Consider the following 17,139-nt stretch of genomic DNA (forward strand, 5'->3'; position numbering starts at 1 on the left):
CGGCACCACCGGCGGCAGCACGGCCGTCTCGTCAGCCGCACCCGGCACCACCGGCGGCAGCACGGCCGTCTCGTCAGCCGCACCCGGCACCACCGGCGGCAGCACGGCCGTCTCGTCAGCCGCACCCGGCACCACCGGGCGCAGCACGGCCGTCTCGTCGGCCGCACCCTGCGGCTCCGGCGGCCTCGGCAGCTTGGCCGTGGTCTCCGCCTCGCTCTCCACCGGCCGTACCGGCGGCAGGACCGCGGTCTCGTCCGCCGGCCCGCCGGACGCGTTCGACGGCGTCACGAGCGGCGTGGGCACGGTGGTCTCGTTGTCCGGCCGGGAGACCGCGGAACCCCGCGAGGAACCGCCACCGGAACCGGACGCTCCGGCACCGCCGCCGGCCGTACCCGAAGCCGAAGCCGTACCCGAAGCCGCCGCAGCAGCCGAGGCCGCCGCCTCCGCCGCGGCCCGGCGTGCCTCCTCGGCCCGCAGCAGCGCCTCCTCGGCCTTGCGCTGCTTGTCCAGACGGCGCTCCTCGGCCTCGGCCCGCAGCCGGGCCTCCTCCTCGGCCTGCTTGCGCCGCGTCTCCTCCTCGGCCTTGCGCCGGGCCTCCTCGGCCTGCCTGACCTGCTCCTCCGCGAGAAGGCGCGCCCGCTCCTCCTCGGCGCGCCGACGGGCTTCCTCGGCCCGCTGCCGGGCCTCCTCAGCCTGCCGTTCCGCCTCGCGGCGCTGCGCCTCCTCCAGCTCGCGCTGCTTGCGCTCCTCCTCCTCGGCCCGGAGCCTGGCGAGCTGCTCCTGGCGCTCGCGTTCCAGCCGCTCCTCCTCGGCCTTGCGCGCGGCCTCTTCCTCGGCCTTGCGCCGCGCCTCCTCCTCGGCCTTGCGGCGCGCCTCCTCCTGGGCCTTCACCTCGGCCTCGGACAGCGGCAGCAGCCGGTCGAGCCGGTGGCGGATGACCGTCGTGACCGCCTCGGGCTCCTGACCGGCGTCGACGACCAGATAGCGCCCCGGGTCGGCGGCGGCCAGCGTCAGGAAACCGGACCGTACGCGCGCGTGGAACTCGGCCGGCTCGGACTCGAGTCGGTCCGGCGCCTCGGTGAACCGCTCCCGCGCCGTCTCGGGGGCCACGTCCAGCAGCACGGTGAGGTGGGGGACGAGACCGTTGGTCGCCCACCGGTTGATCCGGGCTATCTCCGTCGGGGACAGATCCCGGCCCGCTCCCTGGTAGGCCACGGAGGAGTCGATGTACCGGTCGGAGATCACGACCGCGCCCCGTTCCAGGGCCGGCCGGACGACCGTGTCAACGTGCTCCGCGCGGTCCGCCGCGTACAGCAGCGCCTCCGCGCGGTGCGACAGACCGGCGCTGGAGACGTCCAGCAGGATCGACCGCAGTCGCTTGCCGACCGGCGTCGCCCCCGGCTCACGGGTCAGCACGACCTCGTGCCCCTTGGCCCGGATCCACTCGGCGAGCGCCTCGGCCTGGGTGGACTTCCCGGCCCCGTCGCCGCCCTCCAGAGCGATGAAGAAGCCGTTCTCCGCGGACGCCTCCACCGGGTCGTCGCCGCGCAGCGCGTCGCGCAGGTCGTGCCGCAGCGGCACTCCGGAGCGGTCGTCGACCTTGGCGAGGACGAGCGCCGCCACCGGCAGCAGCAGCGCGCCGATCAGCATCAGGGTGAAGGCGGCGCCCCCGTGCGCGAACACGAACTTGCCGTTCTGCAGCCGGTGCGGCCCGATCGCCGCGGCCACCACCGGCGCCACCAGGGCGCCGAGGGCCACGGAGACCCGTACGACCGCCTGGAGGTGCTCGGTGGTCCGGGCCCGCCGGTGGTCCTCGGTCTCCTGGTCGAGCAGCGTGTGCCCGGTGTTCGCCGAGACGCCCGCGCCGACGCCCGCGAGCGCCACGATCAGCAGCACGGTGGTCACGTCCGGGACGAGGCCGCCCGCGAGCAGCGCGACCCCGGTGAACGCGATCGCCAGGGCGAGCAGCCGGCGCCGCGACAGCGACGGCAGCATGCGGGGCGCCGTACGGATGCCGACGACCGTGCCACCGGACAGCGCGAGGACCAGCAGGCCGTACGTCACCGGGCCGCCGCCCAGGTCCTTGGCCAGCAGCACGGAGACGGCGACGGCGGCCGAGACGGCCCCGGCGACGGCCGCGCAGGCCGGGACCAGCAGCGGGATGGCGCCCGTACGGCCCTTGTCAACACCCGAACCCGTCCTCGGGCGGCGCAGTCCCTCCAGCGGCGACCGCGCGCGCGGGGTGCGGGCGTCGGGCAGTTCGAGGGAGGTGACGACGGACAGCGAGGCGGCGAACAGACCGGCCGCGACATACGAGGCCAGGGCCGCCTGATGCAGGGAGAACCAGGCGATCCCCGTACCCAGCAGGTTGCTCAGGAGCGACACCAGGACGAGTGCGGCGGCCGCCAGCGGCACCGTCACGAAGCCCGTACGCAGCGACAGGCGCCGCAGCGCGTCCATGTGGTCCGGCAGCGGGCGCACCGTCGCGCCCTCCAGCGGCGGCGTGGGCAGCAGGGCGGGCGCCGCGCTCTCGCGACACACCGTCCAGAAGCGCTCGGCGACACCGGTGACGAAGGCGGTGACCAGCAGCACCGGCAGGGCGTTGCCCGGCGTCCAGTCGATCCACAGGGGGGCGACGATCAGCAGGGCGGCCCTGCACGCGTCCGCGCCGACCATGGTCCAGCGGCGGTCGAGCGGTCCCTCCTGGGAGGTCAGCGCGGTGAGCGGGCCGAGGAGAACGGCCCCGAAGAGCAGGACGGCGAGAATGCGCGCACCGAAGACGGTCGCGATCGCGAACGCCACGCCCCGGTATCCGCCACCGAAGGAACCGTCGGCGATGGCCACCTGGAGAGCGAGCATGACAAGTACAAAGAGGGCCAGGGCGTCACCCACCCCGCCCACGAGCTGGGCGCTCCACAGCCGCTTCAGCTGCGGTCGGCGCAGCAGGGCGCGGACGGCACGCTCGCGGGAATCTGCGACCAGGGCGTCGTCGGGGGCCGGATTCTGGGCCGTTGGCTGCTCGGCTCGCGTCATGCTTTCAGCCTATCGGCAGCCACGGACAGCCCGCCGCAGGCGCCCGAACGTGCGCCCGCCTGTCATCGAACTGATGCCGGAGCGTGCGTTTCGCGAAGCCGACGTGAGCCCGGGCGGGCGGAATCCGTCCGGGGACGCCCGTGCGGCGGTACGTCCAAAGGACGCCTGCGCGGGGAAACCCGGCCCGGAAGACGCCCGCGCGGAGACACGCCCGGAGGACGCCCGTGTGGGGAAACGCCAGAGGGCGCCCGTGCGGCTGTCCTGCCGCAGGGCGCCCACGCGAGGCACGGGGACCGGGCTCAGTCCTCGGCGCTGTCCTTCGAGGCCGCCGCCGTCCTCGCGGCCGCGGCCTTCTTCGTCGTCGTCTTCTTCGCAGCCGTCTTGGCCGCCGTCGTCGTCTTCGCGGCGGTCTTCTTGGCAGCCGTCTTCTTCGCCGCCGTCGACGCCGTCTTCTTGGCCGGAGCCTTCTTCGCCGGAGCCTTCTTCGCCGTCTTCTTGGCGGGCGCCTTGGCGCGCTTCTCCGCGAGCAGCTCGAAACCGCGCTCCGGTGTGATGGTCTCGACGCTGTCGCCGGAGCGCAGGGTCGCGTTGGTCTCGCCGTCGGTGACGTAGGGCCCGAAGCGGCCGTCCTTCACGACCACGGGCTTCCCGCTGACCGGGTCCTCGCCCAGCTCCTTCAGCGGCGGCTTGGCGGCCGCGCGACCCCGCTGCTTCGGCTGGGCGTAGATCGCCAGCGCCTCCTCCAGCGTGATCGTGAAGATCTGGTCCTCGGACTGCAGCGACCGCGAGTCCGTGCCCTTCTTCAGGTACGGGCCGTAGCGCCCGTTCTGCGAGGTGATCTCCTGACCGTCGGCGTCGGTGCCGACGGTCCGCGGCAGGGACATCAGCCGCAGCGCGTCGTCGAGGGTCACCGTGTCCAGGGACATCGACTTGAACAGCGAGGCCGTGCGCGGCTTGATCGCGTTCTTGCCTGTCTTCGGGGTGCCCTCGGGGAGGATCTCCGTGACGTACGGGCCGTAGCGGCCGTCCTTGGCGACGATCGGACGGCCCGTCTCCGGATCCGTGCCCAGCGGGCGCTCGCCGCTCGGCTTCGCGAGCAGTTCCTCCGACAGTTCGACGGTCAGCTCGTCCGGCGCCAGGTCGGCCGGGATGTCGGCGCGCTGGTGCTCCTCGGAGTCCTTCTCGCCGCGCTCGATGTACGGGCCGTAGCGGCCGACGCGCAGCACGATGTCGTTGCCGACGGGGAACGACGACACCTCGCGCGCGTCGATCGCGCCCAGGTCGGTCACCAGTTCCTTGAGGCCGCCGAGGTGGTCGCCGTCACCGTTGCCGGCGTCCGCGGCGACGCCCTCGACCGTGCCCTCGCCGAAGTAGAACCGCTTCAGCCACGGCACGGCCTTCGCCTCGCCGCGCGCGATGCGGTCGAGGTCGTCCTCCATCTTGGCGGTGAAGTCGTAGTCGACGAGCCGCCCGAAGTGCTTCTCCAGCAGGTTGACCACGGCGAAGGACAGGAAGGACGGCACGAGGGCCGTCCCCTTCTTGAACACATAGCCGCGGTCGAGGATCGTGCCGATGATCGACGCGTACGTCGACGGGCGGCCGATCTCGCGCTCTTCCAGCTCCTTGACCAGCGACGCCTCGGTGTAACGGGCCGGGGGCTTGGTCGAGTGGCCGTCGGCGGTGATCTCCTGGGCGGTCAGCGCGTCGCCCTCGGCCACCTGCGGCAGCCGGCGCTCGCGGTCGTCCAGCTCCGCGTTCGGGTCGTCGGCACCTTCGACATAGGCCTTCAGGAAGCCGTGGAAGGTGATCGTCTTGCCGGACGCGCTGAACTCGGCGTCCCGTCCGTCGACGGCGGTACCGCCGATGCGGATGGTGACCGAGTTACCGGTGGCGTCCTTCATCTGGGAGGCGACGGTCCGCTTCCAGATCAGCTCGTAGAGCTTGAACTGGTCGCCGGTCAGGCCCGTCTCCGCCGGGGTGCGGAAACGATCACCCGAGGGACGGATCGCCTCGTGCGCCTCCTGCGCGTTCTTGACCTTGGCCGCGTAGGTGCGCGGCTGCTCGGGCAGGTAGTTGGCCCCGTACAGCTGCGTGACCTGGGCGCGGGCGGCGGTGACCGCCGTGTCCGACAGGGTCGTGGAGTCCGTACGCATGTACGTGATGAAGCCGTTCTCGTACAGCTTCTGCGCGACCTGCATGGTGGCCTTCGCGCCGAAGCCGAGCTTGCGGCTGGCCTCCTGCTGCAGCGTCGTCGTACGGAACGGCGCGTAGGGCGAGCGGCGGTACGGCTTGGACTCGACCGAGCGGACCGAGAACCGGGTGTTCTCCAGGGCGGCGGCCAGCGCGCGGGCATTCCGCTCGTCGAGGTGCAAGGTGTTCGCGCTCTTCAGCCGGCCCAGCGAGTCGAAGTCGCGGCCTTGGGCGACGCGCTTGCCGTCGACGGTCGCAAGCCGTGCCACCAGGGTCGACGGGTCGGACGGGTCGCCCGCGCGGCCGGTGCCGAAGGTGCCGGTCAGATCCCAGTACTCGGCGGAGCGGAACGCGATGCGCTCCCGCTCCCGCTCCACGACCAGCCGCGTCGCCACGGACTGGACACGGCCCGCCGACAGCCGCGGCATGACCTTCTTCCACAGGACCGGCGAGACCTCGTAGCCGTAGAGGCGGTCGAGGATACGGCGGGTCTCCTGGGCGTCCACGAGCTTCTGGTTCAGCTCGCGCGGATTGCGTACCGCCTGCTGGATCGCGTCCTTGGTGATCTCGTGGAAGACCATCCGCTTGACCGGGACCTTCGGCTTCAGCACCTCCTGGAGGTGCCAGGCGATGGCCTCGCCCTCGCGGTCCTCATCGGTGGCGAGGAAGAGCTCGTCGGAGTCCCGCAGCAGGTCCTTGAGCTTCTTGACCTGCGCCTTCTTGTCGGCGTTGACGACGTAGATCGGCTGGAAGTCGTGTTCGACGTCGACGCCGAGGCGGCGCACCTCACCCGTGTACTTCTCCGGCACCTCCGCGGCGCCGTTCGGAAGGTCGCGGATGTGCCCGACACTCGCCTCGACGATGTAGCCGGGGCCGAGGTAGCCCTTGATCGTCTTCGCCTTGGCAGGCGACTCGACGATGACGAGTCGGCGGCCGCCTTGTGCGGTCTCGCTGGTCGGGGACAACTTCGCTCTTCTCTCCGGTCGACTTCGGCCTCCCCAGGCCTTCGTCCCGGGGTCGGGTCATGGTGACGCTGCGGAGTGTGACGGTACATCCCGCCCCCGTGTCAAACGGGAAAAGCCCGCAACGGCCACTCGAACGGTAACCCGACTACCGGCATTCCTGCCGCCCGGAGTGGCGGACAGCCCTTCCGGCCCTATCCGGACTGTGATCTCCCAGTTACCGGAGCCCCGGTCGGCGAACGCCCGGGAACCGTGATGTCAGAGGCGCGTGAGGCACCATGCTCCGGCGGCGAGCGCGGCCAGGGCGACGAGGCTCGCGAGGGTGGCGGATGCGACGCGGCTCACACCCTCGGCGACCGGTTCGCGGCGGTGCAGCCGGGTCGCGGTCCAGGTCAGCAGCCCGGCCCCGAACAGGGCGAACACCGTACCCGCGAAGATCGCCGGTCCGCTCTCCATGTCCCGTTCCTTCCGCTCCCCCACTGCCCAGCGACGGGAGGCTGACACATCCGGGAAGCGCGTGCGGGAACCCGGGGTGAACACGCGGCGGACGACACGCGATACATCACCCATGCGCCCCCTTGGCGCGGTCTCGGGATCGTGGATTCCGGAATCGTGGAGCCCGGGGTGGTGGACCGCGGACCGTAGGCAGGGGCTCGTGGACCGCGGACCGCGGCTCGTAGACCAGGCTTACGGACTGAGCTCGCGTGGCTGGGCTCGCGGGCTGGGCTCGCAGGACCCCGAGGCGTACGCCGTGCGATCCGGGCGCGCACGGCTCCAGGGACAGACCGGACCGCCCCTGATCCCGTCGCCCCACGTGCGAAGTCCGTCGCGGCACGCTGAGGGGCCCCTGCGCCGCGCCCGCGTAGCCCCGGCAGCGGCACGCGTGCGTAGCCCCGGCGGCGGCACGCACGCATGCGGGCCGCCGGAATCGGGCCGCGCCCGGCGGATGTTGGCCGGTTTCACGCCCTTGGGCTCTCCCGGCCCGCGACCCCGCCGCCCCGAGCACGGGTCTCCGCCACGGCGAGCGGCCCGGAGGGTGCGCAGGCGTGAGCGCCCGAACGGGTCGCGCGGGCGCGAGCCGCCCGGACGGATGCGGCCCGGCGCGCCGTACGCGCCCCGCTAGCGCGCCGGCTCCAGGAACCCCTGCTCGACCAGCAGCCGGATCTGTGCGGGGGTCCGGTCGCGCAGCAACACGGGGTCCTCGCCGACGAGTTGGGCGATGGCGTCGAGAATACGCCCCGCGCTCAGCGTGCCGTCGCAGACGCCGGCGAAGCCCGCGCCGACCGTGTCGACCTTCGTGGCACGCCGCATCCCGCGGTTCTGACGCAGCACGACATGCTCGGGGTCCTCCGCGCCGGGCAGCCCGACCTGCTCCTGGACCACCTCGGCGGCGAGCCTGAAGTGCCCGGCGAGCAGGGCCGCGTCGTCGTGCTCCCGCAGATAGTCGATGCGGTCGAAGTGCGCGCGCACTGTGGCGCCGAGCGGCTGTTCCACCGGGTGCGGCCACTCCTCGACCGTGATCGACGGCTCGGCGGCGTCCGTCCGGTGCAGCGCGATCCAGCCGAAGCCCACCGCGCGGACCTTGCGCGCCTCGAACTCGTCGAGCCACGCGTCGTACCGCGCCTGGTACTCCGCCGTGTCGCCGCGGTGGTCGCCCGCGTCCCGCAGCCACAACTCGGCGTACTGCGTGACGTCCTGGACCTCGCGCTGCACGATCCAGGCGTCACAACCACGCGGCACCCATGAGCGCAGCCGGTCCTGCCAGTCCTCCCCCTCGACGTGCTGCCAGTTGGCGAGGAACTGCGCGAACCCGCCCTCGTTCAGCCGCTCCCCCGACTTCTGAACGAGCGTGCGGCACAGATCGTCCCCGCCCATCCCGCCGTCGCGGTAGGTGAGCCGGGCGCCCGGTGAGATCACGAAGGGCGGGTTGGAGACGATCAGGTCGTACGTCTCCTCGTCCCGGATCGGCTCGAACAGCGAGCCCTGGCGCAGATCCGCGGCCGGGGCGCCGGACAGCGCCAGGGTCAGCGCGGCCATGTGCAGGGCCCGCGGGTTGACGTCGGTCGCGGTCACGCGCGTGGCGTGCTGGGCGGCGTGCAGGGCCTGGATCCCGGAACCGGTGCCGAGATCGAGGGCGGAACCGACGGGGGTACGCACGGTGATCCCGGCGAGGGTGGTGGAGGCGCCGCCGACCCCCAGGACGACCTGCTCGTCCCGGCTGCCGATGCCGCCCGCTCCGCCGACCGCGCACCCGAGGTCGGAGACGATGAACCAGTCCTCGCCGTCGGATCCGCCGTACGGCCGGACGTCCACGGTCGCGGCGAGCTCGTCGCCCCCGGTGCGTACGAGCCAGCCGGCGTCCACGCACGCGTCGACGGGCAGAACGCCCGCCACGCGCGCGTGCGCCACCGGCTGTTGCAGCAGGAACAGCCGTACGAGAGTTTCCAGCGGTGTGTCCCCGCGGGTGGCCCGGAGCGCGGGCACGGTCTCGCTCCGGGCGAGCGCCGCGTACGCGGGCGCACCGAGCAGTTCGAGCAGCCCGTCGGCGGTGAAGGAGGCCGCCAGCAGGGCGTCCCGTAGCTGTGCGGTGACGTCGGCTCGATCGGTGAAGGGCAGCGTGGACAGACTGGGGTTACTCACGCCCCCCATTGTGGCGCGGGGAGGCCGGCCCTGACCGCAGCACCGACTACCCGGAACGCGCCGTTCAGCCGGTCGTCGCCGGGGCCGAGGCGGACGTGGAGGCGCTCTTGACAGCTCGCCTGCTTCGTCATCGCCGCGCCGACCTCACCCGCCTCCAGCTGCTTGAGCGCGTCGTTCCCGCTCTTGCTCAGCTTGTCGAGCTGGGTCGCGATCCCCTTGAGCCCGTCGGCGAACTTCGCCTGGTCCTTCGTGTCGAGCCCGTCCACCTGCTTCTTGAGGCCGGCGTACGCCGTGGAGATGCTGTTGAGCTCCTGGACCGCGTTCTTCTGCTTGGCCGCGCCGTTGTCGACCTCGGGCGCGCCCGCCCTCTCGACGCCCGCGCCGATCGCCTTGTAGGCGTCGGACATGTCCTGGAAGGCCTGTGCGTCCGTCTTCTGGACCTGCTCGGGCGTGCTGTTGTCCGAGGTCTGCTTCTGGATCGCGGTACTGGCGTCGGCGATCTTCTTCGCCTGGGGCTGCACCGCGTCGCAGACCTGCTTGGCCCAGGTGCCGAGCTTGTCCTCGCTGACGCTGCTCTTGCCGCCGCTGGTGCATCCCGACAGTGCCAGTACCAGTACCGCACCGCCGGACAGCGCGGCTGCGAGCTTCTTGTTCACCGGATCGGTCCCTTCCATGGCTCTCTCGGCCCCGGAAGATACACGCCAACCGGGCGACGGCCGCGTGGCGATTGTCGCTGATGGCCGCCCTTGCGGCTATTTGCACCAAGAGAGAGAAGGGTCACGCAGAGAGGCATGAACACGGACAGGGCGGGCGTACGGGCTCGCGATGAGCGCCGTACGCCCGCCCTTTGTCCCGTACCTGACCAGGCGGAAGAGCGGGTGCCGTATGGCCGGCTACGAAACCACCGCCGCGTCGGGCGACTTGGCGACCCGCTCGGCGTTGTCTTCGTCACCCACGGCGATTCCACGCCGCTTGGAGATGTAGACCGCGCCCGCGATCACGACAAGGGCGAGGGCCGCGATCAGGATCCGGACGCCGAGACTCTTGTCGCTGCCGTACGAGAACTTGATGATCGCCGGCGCGATGAGCAGCGACACCAGGTTCATCACCTTCAGCAGCGGGTTGATCGCCGGGCCCGCGGTGTCCTTGAAGGGGTCGCCGACCGTGTCGCCGATCACCGTCGCGGCATGCGCGTCGCTGCCCTTGCCGCCGTGATGCCCGTCCTCGACGAGCTTCTTGGCGTTGTCCCAGGCACCGCCGGAGTTGGCCAGGAAGACCGCCATCAGCGTGCCGGTGCCGATCGCGCCCGCGAGGTACGCACCGAGCGCGCCGACACCCAGCGTGAAGCCGAGGGCGATGGGCGCCAGGACGGCGAGCAGACCGGGGGTGGCCAGCTCCCTGAGGGCGTCCTTGGTGCAGATGTCCACGACCCTGCCGTACTCCGGTTTCTCCGTGTAGTCCATGATCCCGGGCTTCTCACGGAACTGCCGCCGCACCTCGAAGACCACCGCCCCGGCGGACCGCGACACGGCGTTGATCGCCAGCCCCGAGAAGAGGAAGACGACCGCCGCGCCCACGATGAGGCCGACCAGGTTGTTGGGCTGCGAGATGTCCATGACCAGGCTCATCGGTCCGCCGTCGCCGACCTTCACGCCTACGTCCTGTGCGGCCGTGGTGATCGCGTCGCGGTACGAGCCGAAGAGCGCCGAGGCCGCGAGAACGGCCGTGGCGATGGCGATGCCCTTCGTGATCGCCTTGGTGGTATTGCCCACGGCGTCCAGGTCGGTGAGCACCTGCGCGCCCGCGCCCTCGACATCGCCGGACATCTCGGCGATGCCCTGCGCGTTGTCGGAGACCGGACCGAAGGTGTCCATGGCGACGATCACGCCGACCGTGGTGAGCAGACCCGTACCGGCCAGCGCCACCGCGAACAGCGCGAGCATGATCGACGTGCCGCCCAGCAGGAACGCTCCGTACACGCCGAGCCCGATCAGCAGCGCCGTGTACACGGCCGATTCCAGGCCGAGGGAGATACCAGCGAGGACGACGGTCGCGGGTCCGGTCAGCGAGGTCTTGCCGATGTCGCGCACCGGGCGGCGGGTGGTCTCGGTGAAGTAGCCGGTGAGCTGCTGGATCAGCGCGGCGAGCACGATGCCGATGGCCACCGCGACGAGCGCGAGAATCCGCGGGTCGCCGTCCTTGGCCCGGATCGCCGCGTCGGAGATGCCCTTGAGGTCGGCGTACGACGACGGCAGATAGGTGTAGACGGCCGCGGCGACCAGCGCCAGCGAGATCACCGCCGAGATGAAGAAGCCCCGGTTGATCGCTGACATGCCACTGCGGTCAGCGCGCCGCGGCGCCACCGCGAAGATGCCGATCATCGCGGTCACGACCCCGATCGCCGGCACGATCAGCGGGAACGCCAGCCCCGAGTTGCCGAACGCGGCCTTGCCGAGGATCAGCGCGGCGACCAGTGTCACGGCGTACGACTCGAAGAGGTCGGCCGCCATGCCCGCACAGTCGCCGACGTTGTCGCCCACGTTGTCGGCGATGGTCGCGGCATTACGCGGGTCGTCCTCCGGAATGCCCTGCTCGACCTTGCCGACCAGGTCGGCGCCGACGTCGGCGGCCTTGGTGAAGATGCCGCCGCCGACACGCATGAACATGGCGATCAGTGCCGCGCCGAGACCGAAGCCCTCCAGGACCTTCGGGGCGTTCGCCGCGTACACCAGCACCACGCAGGAGGCGCCCAGTAGACCGAGCCCCACCGTGAACATGCCGACGACGCCACCCGTACGGAAAGCGATCTTCATGGCTCGGTGCGAAACGGTGGTGAGGTCCTTCTCGGGCTCGCCTTTCGCCGGGGTCGCCTCGCGTGCCGCGGCGGCGACCCGCACATTGCTGCGTACGGCGAGCCACATGCCGATATAGCCGGTGGCCGCCGAGAACGCCGCGCCGATCAGGAAGAACACCGACCGTCCGGCACGCTGATTCCAGTCGTCCGCGGGCAGCAGCATGAGCAGGAAGAACACGACCACGGCGAATACGCCGAGCGTGCGCAGCTGCCGGGCCAGATAGGCATTGGCTCCTTCCTGGACCGCCGCGGCGATCTTTTTCATGCTGTCGGTGCCCTCGCCCGCCGCGAGTACCTGGCGCACCAGGATCCCGGCGACCACGAGGGCCGCGAGGGCCACCACGCCGATGGCGATCACGATCAGACGGTTGCTGTCGGTCAGTACTGCCGCTGCGAGGGTTGTGGGGTGGTCAAACTGTTGAGGGGTAGAAAGCCCCGCCATTCGTCCTCCTTGACGCTTGGGCTGAGCTCAAGATGTGGACGGATTGTAGGTACCGGGACCTGATCAAAACAGTGCACGGTAAGCGGAATTGGCCTTCACGTGCTCTTCAGTAAAAGATCGCACGCGCGACACAGAACCCGAAAGAGGTAATGCCCCAAAAGCATTGACTGGATCAGCGCTTGATCAAATTATCGCGCGATTGATCGTGAAGGAATTCACGAATAGCGGCGCGACTGTACAAAAACAAGGGCCCTGCACACGGCAGGGCCCTGGAACCGTAACGACGGCTACGGGATGAGGGGAAACGTACGAGGCCTGTCAGGCCGGGAGCGTGGCGGGCGGCGTGGTCGGCCAGCTCATCCTGATCAGTCCGCCGTTCTCCCCGGTGGAGACCTCGACATCGTCCACGAGGCCGCTGATGACCGCGAGGCCCATCTCGTCCTCCTCGGCCTCGGCGTCGTCGACGGCACCGGTGGCACCCGACGCCTTGTCGCCGGGCACCAGGTGGGGCGCCTCGTCGCCGACCTCGATGGAGAACTGCTTCTCCTCCTCGGTCAGCAGCACCCGCACCGGCGCCGAAATGCCGTTGCTCTGGTGCAGTCCGACGGCCCGGGTGCAGGCCTCGCCGACGGCGAGCCTGACCTCGTCGAGTACGGCCTCCTCCACTCCGGCCCTGCGTGCCACCGCTGCCGCCACCAGACGGGCGGTCCTGACGTGCTCGGGCAGCGGGCTGAAGCGGAGTTCAACGGTGGCCATGCATCCCCCTCGGAACTCGGGCGTGCGATCAGGGGGCCGGGCCACCAGGGCCCGGTCCCCCGCTCTTACTTCAGCCGTCCGGGCCCTGCAGCCCGGAAACGGGTCAGTCGGTGGCCGCTACCGCTTCCTCGACCGAGGTGTGGATCGGGAACACCTTGGTGAGACCGGTGATGCGGAAGATCTTGAGAATGCGCTCCTGGTTGCACACCAGGCGCAGAGAGCCCTCATGGGCCCGCACACGCTTCAAGCCGCCCACCAGCACGCCAAGCCCGGTGGAGTCGAGGAAGTCGACGCCCTCCATGTCGACGACGAGGTGGAAATTCCCGTCGTTCACCAGCTCGACCAGCTGCTCGCGCAGCTTGGGCGCGGTATATACGTCGATTTCGCCACCGACCTCGACGACCGTACGATCGCCGACGGTACGGGTCGACAGGGACAGGTCCACGGATCCTCCAGCACCTTGCTATCGAGCGGTCGCCCCTTGGGACACCTCGGCAGAGCCCCGGGACGGTTCGCCAGCCGCGATGGCATTCAATCACTTACCGGCAGGCGTGCACGACGCCTTGGGCCCATTGTCCGTCACGCCAGTGACACACTCGGTCCCGATGGCCAAGAATCACCGATCCGATCGACCCCCGACAGACCCCGTGTCCCGCCTCGCGCCGGCCACGGTGCTGGGCCGGCTCGCCTCGGGCCCGAGCCGGGCTTCGCGCATCACTCATACGGAGCACTTGCCCCCGCGAGAGGGCCGCCATGCCGTCTGGCCGGACCGGATCCGATCGGAGGTCATCGCAGCCGTGCGGGACGCGGGCATCGAGCACCCCTGGGCCCACCAGGCGCTCGCCGCGGAGCACGCCCTGGACGGCGATTCGGTGGTGGTCGCCACGGGCACCGCGTCGGGCAAGTCGCTCGCCTACCTCGTCCCGGTGCTGTCCTGTCTGCTGGACGGCGCCCAGGCCCCGAACGGGCGGGGCGCGACCGCCCTCTACCTGGCGCCCACGAAGGCTCTCGCGGCAGATCAGTGCCGGTCCGTGAAGGAACTTTCACAACCCCTGGGCACGGCGGTCCGCCCCGCGGTGTACGACGGCGACACGCCCCCCGAAGAACGCGAATGGGTGCGTCAGTACGCCAACTACGTCCTCACCAATCCCGACATGCTGCACCGCGGCATATTGCCCTCACATCCGCGCTGGTCCTCCTTCCTGCGTGCCCTGAAGTACGTCGTCATCGACGAGTGCCACACCTACCGCGGCGTGTTCGGCTCCCACGTCGCCCAGGTTCTGCGCCGCCTGCGCCGCCTGTGCGCCCGCTACGGCTCCTCTCCCGTCTTCCTGCTGGCCTCCGCGACCGCCGCCGAGCCCTCGGTGGCCGCCCGCCGCCTCACCGGTCTCCCGGTCGTCGAGGTCGCAGACGACGCCTCCCCGCGCGGCGAGCTGGTCTTCGCCCTCTGGGAGCCCCCGCTGACCGAGCTCCACGGGGAGAAAGGTGCACCCGTTCGGCGTACGGCGACCGCCGAGACGGCCGATCTGCTGACCGACCTGACCGTGCAGGGCGTGCGCTCGGTCGCCTTCGTCCGCTCCCGCCGTGGCGCCGAACTGATCTCGGTGATCGCCCAGGAGCGTCTGGCCGAGGTCGACCGCTCCCTGGCCCGGCGCGTGGCCGCGTATCGCGGCGGCTACCTTCCCGAGGAACGCCGCGCCCTCGAACGCGCTCTCCACTCCGGAGAACTCCTCGGCCTCGCCGCCACCACCGCCCTCGAACTCGGTGTCGACATCTCCGGCCTGGACGCCGTCCTCATCGCCGGCTACCCGGGGACGCGGGCGTCCCTGTGGCAGCAGGCGGGCCGCGCCGGCCGCTCCGGCCAGGGCGCCCTCGCGGTCCTCGTCGCCCGCGACGACCCACTGGACACGTTCCTCGTCCACCATCCCGAGGCCCTCTTCGACCAGCCGGTGGAGTCCACGGTCCTCGACCCGGACAACCCGTACGTCCTGGCCCCGCACCTGTGCGCGGCGGCCGCCGAGTCCCCTCTGACGGAGGAGGATCTGGAGCTGTTCGGCCCCGCGTCCGCCGAGCTGCTGCCGCAGCTGGAGGCCGCGAAACTGCTGCGCCGCCGCACGAAAGCCTGGCACTGGACGCGCCGGGAGCGGGCCGCCGACCTCGCGGACATCCGCGGGGAGGGCGGACGCCCGGTCCAGGTCGTCGAGGCCGGCACCGGGCGGCTGCTCGGCACGGTCGACGCGGGCGCCGCGCACACCACGGTGCACGAGGGCGCCGTCCATCTGCACCAGGGCCGGACCTATCTGGTGCGGTCACTCGACCTGGAGGACTCCGTCGCCCTGGTCGAGGAGGCCAACCCGCCGTATTCGACGGTCGCCCGTGACACGACGGCCATCTCCGTCCTGGAGACGGACCTGGAGGTGCCCTGGGGCGAGGGACGGCTCTGCTACGGCTCTGTCGAGGTCACCAACCAGGTCGTCTCCTTCCTGCGCCGGCGTCTCATCACCGGTGAGGTGCTGGGCGAGACGAAACTCGACCTCCCTCCTCGTACGCTGCGCACCCGTGCCGTGTGGTGGACGGTCACCGAGGACCAGTTGGACGAGGCCCGGATCAGCACGGAGATCCTCGGCGGGGCCCTGCATGCCGCCGAACACGCCTCGATCGGCATGCTCCCGCTCTTCGCCACCTGCGACCGCTGGGACATCGGGGGCGTGTCCGTCCCCCTCCACCCGGACACCCTGCTGCCCACAGTGTTCGTGTACGACGGCCACCCGGGCGGCGCGGGCTTCGCGGAGCGGGCCTTCCGCACGGCCCGCTCCTGGCTGGTGGCCACCCGCCAGGCCATCGCGTCCTGCGAGTGCGAGGCCGGCTGTCCGTCCTGCATCCAGTCCCCCAAATGCGGCAACGGCAACGATCCGCTGCACAAGAGGGGCGCCGTACGCCTCCTCACGGTGCTGCTGCGCGGGGCGCCGGAGGAGACGGAGGGCGAGGCGGGAGCACCCGCGGAGGCGGAGAGCGACGCAAGGGCATAGGACGGTCGCGGCGGGGCCGCCGGCGGTACCGGGAATCCCTCCGGCACCGCCGCTTGCGCCGGCCCTGCCCTCGCCCTCACCTCGGCGGTGAAGGGACCCCGGACCGATGCCACCGTGACATCGGAGACCTCCCCCGCGACGACGCACCGTAGGAGTCGATCCCCCTGGGCTCCCGCCACACGACCTGCCCCGGTACACGCCGCCTCACCTCCCTCCGTCCAGTGGTCGGCGGCCGCAAGCGCCGCCAGGTCGGCCGCGGCAGCCGCACGATGACGGACCAGCACGGCCTCCCCCTGCGCCAGCAGTACGCCGAAGACGGCACAGAGAGCTCCGATCAGGCACACGACCCAGACGGTCGCCGAACCGCGGTCCGAACCACCGTCCGAGGGGGCGCCTGCCGAGCGCGCCTTTCGGACGCTGTCCGCATGGGCGTTCAGTACGGCGAGCAGCCCGGTCAGGGAGCGAGCGCCGCCGCACCGACGCTCACCCATCGACCAGCGCTCCCGCGCCGGCCCATCCATGTCCACCACCCCCCACTGGTTCACCGGCCCCTCCACTCCCGTCACCCCGCTCATCCGCCATCTCCCGCCACGCCCCTTCATCTGTCCTCACCGATCCACCGGTTCACGTCGGCTCACCGATTCACCCCCACGGTCTCCTCCGCCAACGCCACGGCCTCGTGGCGCAGTTCGAGAGTCAGGGCGCTCGGGCCCGGTGGGTGGGCGACGACCAACACGTGCACCATGTCGCCCTCGCGGCTCACCGTGACCCTGGCTCCGTCCGGTGCGGCCTGCCGAGCCACTCTCCGCACCGCGTCGGCGGGCTCCTGCCGAGCCGCGGCCCGGGCCCCCGCCCGAGCCGCGTCCACGCACTCGATCTCCGCAGACGCGGCCAGCAGGGCCCATAGAAGGGCCATCGCGAAGAGAACCAGGGCGGGGAGGACGACCGCGGTCTCCGCCGTCACAAATCCTCGGTCCCGACGGCGTCCTCCTCCCCGGCGTACCGGCGACCCGTCACATCCGGACACTGAGTGCCCGCTTCACGATGTCCTGCAGCTCCGAGCTGACCTGCCCGCTCGTCAGCACCTTGTAGAGAAGCGCCGCGAAGGCCACCGCGGCGATGATCCCCACCGCGTACTCGGATGTGACCATGCCCGCATCTCCGCGCACCGCCGGCCGTACTCGGCGCACCAGCGCGCGCATCCGAGCCCGTACTCGTACCACCTTGCTCATG

Annotated in this window: 10 protein-coding genes and 2 pseudogenes; 1 reads left to right on the plus strand and 11 read right to left on the minus strand. The window is 71.2% G+C overall.

The genetic code is table 11. From position 1 onward, the window contains the following. From tmk to bldG, 8 genes and pseudogenes are all read right to left on the minus strand, one after another. The coding region (gene tmk / locus AB0L95_RS11780; RefSeq protein ID WP_365160697.1) for a dTMP kinase at positions 1 to 3,033 on the minus strand (3,033 nt) is incomplete at its 3' end. Between the two features lie 299 nt (positions 3,034 to 3,332). After that, positions 3,333 to 6,188, minus strand: coding sequence for a type I DNA topoisomerase (topA, locus tag AB0L95_RS11785; protein ID WP_365160700.1), 2,856 nt, complete (start codon positions 6,186 to 6,188; stop codon positions 3,333 to 3,335). A gap of 255 nt (positions 6,189 to 6,443) precedes the next feature. Continuing rightward, positions 6,444 to 6,641, minus strand: a complete 198-nt coding sequence (locus AB0L95_RS11790; RefSeq protein WP_365160702.1) for a hypothetical protein — start codon at positions 6,639 to 6,641, stop codon at positions 6,444 to 6,446. Positions 6,642 to 7,304: 663 nt separating this feature from the next. Further along, positions 7,305 to 8,834 carry a class I SAM-dependent methyltransferase gene (locus tag AB0L95_RS11795; RefSeq protein ID WP_365160705.1) on the minus strand — a complete coding sequence of 510 codons (1,530 nt, stop codon included), beginning with the start codon at positions 8,832 to 8,834 and terminating at the stop codon, positions 7,305 to 7,307. A gap of 55 nt (positions 8,835 to 8,889) precedes the next feature. After that, positions 8,890 to 9,499 (minus strand): annotated as a pseudogene (locus AB0L95_RS11800) (small secreted protein). Between the two features lie 219 nt (positions 9,500 to 9,718). Then, positions 9,719 to 12,121: a sodium-translocating pyrophosphatase gene (locus tag AB0L95_RS11805; RefSeq protein WP_365160708.1), complete on the minus strand. Its 2,403-nt coding sequence runs from the start codon at positions 12,119 to 12,121 to the stop codon at positions 9,719 to 9,721. 318 nt (positions 12,122 to 12,439) lie between these two features. Continuing rightward, entirely contained in the window at positions 12,440 to 12,877 is a 438-nt protein-coding gene (locus AB0L95_RS11810) for an ATP-binding protein (protein WP_365160711.1), read from the minus strand. 103 nt (positions 12,878 to 12,980) lie between these two features. Beyond that, complete coding sequence (bldG, locus tag AB0L95_RS11815; protein ID WP_010986038.1) at positions 12,981 to 13,322, minus strand: anti-sigma factor antagonist BldG; 342 nt, start codon at positions 13,320 to 13,322, stop codon at positions 12,981 to 12,983. A gap of 79 nt (positions 13,323 to 13,401) precedes the next feature. On the opposite strand from bldG, the gene AB0L95_RS11820 reads away from it, so the two are divergent. Continuing rightward, complete coding sequence (locus AB0L95_RS11820) at positions 13,402 to 15,906, plus strand: DEAD/DEAH box helicase (RefSeq protein ID WP_365160715.1); 2,505 nt, start codon at positions 13,402 to 13,404, stop codon at positions 15,904 to 15,906. Positions 15,907 to 15,965: 59 nt separating this feature from the next. Here the strand turns inward: AB0L95_RS11820 and AB0L95_RS11825 are convergent. The 3 genes and pseudogenes from AB0L95_RS11825 to AB0L95_RS11835 form a co-directional block, all read right to left on the minus strand. Then, positions 15,966 to 16,343, minus strand: a pseudogene (locus AB0L95_RS11825) (Rv3654c family TadE-like protein); the annotation flags it as partial. A 197-nt stretch (positions 16,344 to 16,540) separates the two neighbouring features. Further along, positions 16,541 to 16,870 (minus strand): TadE family type IV pilus minor pilin, encoded by a 330-nt coding sequence (locus AB0L95_RS11830; protein ID WP_365160718.1) that lies wholly within the window; start codon positions 16,868 to 16,870, stop codon positions 16,541 to 16,543. Positions 16,871 to 16,919: 49 nt separating this feature from the next. After that, on the minus strand, positions 16,920 to 17,138 hold the full coding sequence (locus tag AB0L95_RS11835; RefSeq protein ID WP_365161014.1) for a DUF4244 domain-containing protein: 219 nt from the start codon (positions 17,136 to 17,138) through the stop codon (positions 16,920 to 16,922). Position 17,139: the final 1 nt, after the last annotated feature.

This window comes from Streptomyces sp. NPDC052036 (genome assembly GCF_040680495.1).
Lineage (GTDB): Bacteria > Actinomycetota > Actinomycetes > Streptomycetales > Streptomycetaceae > Streptomyces.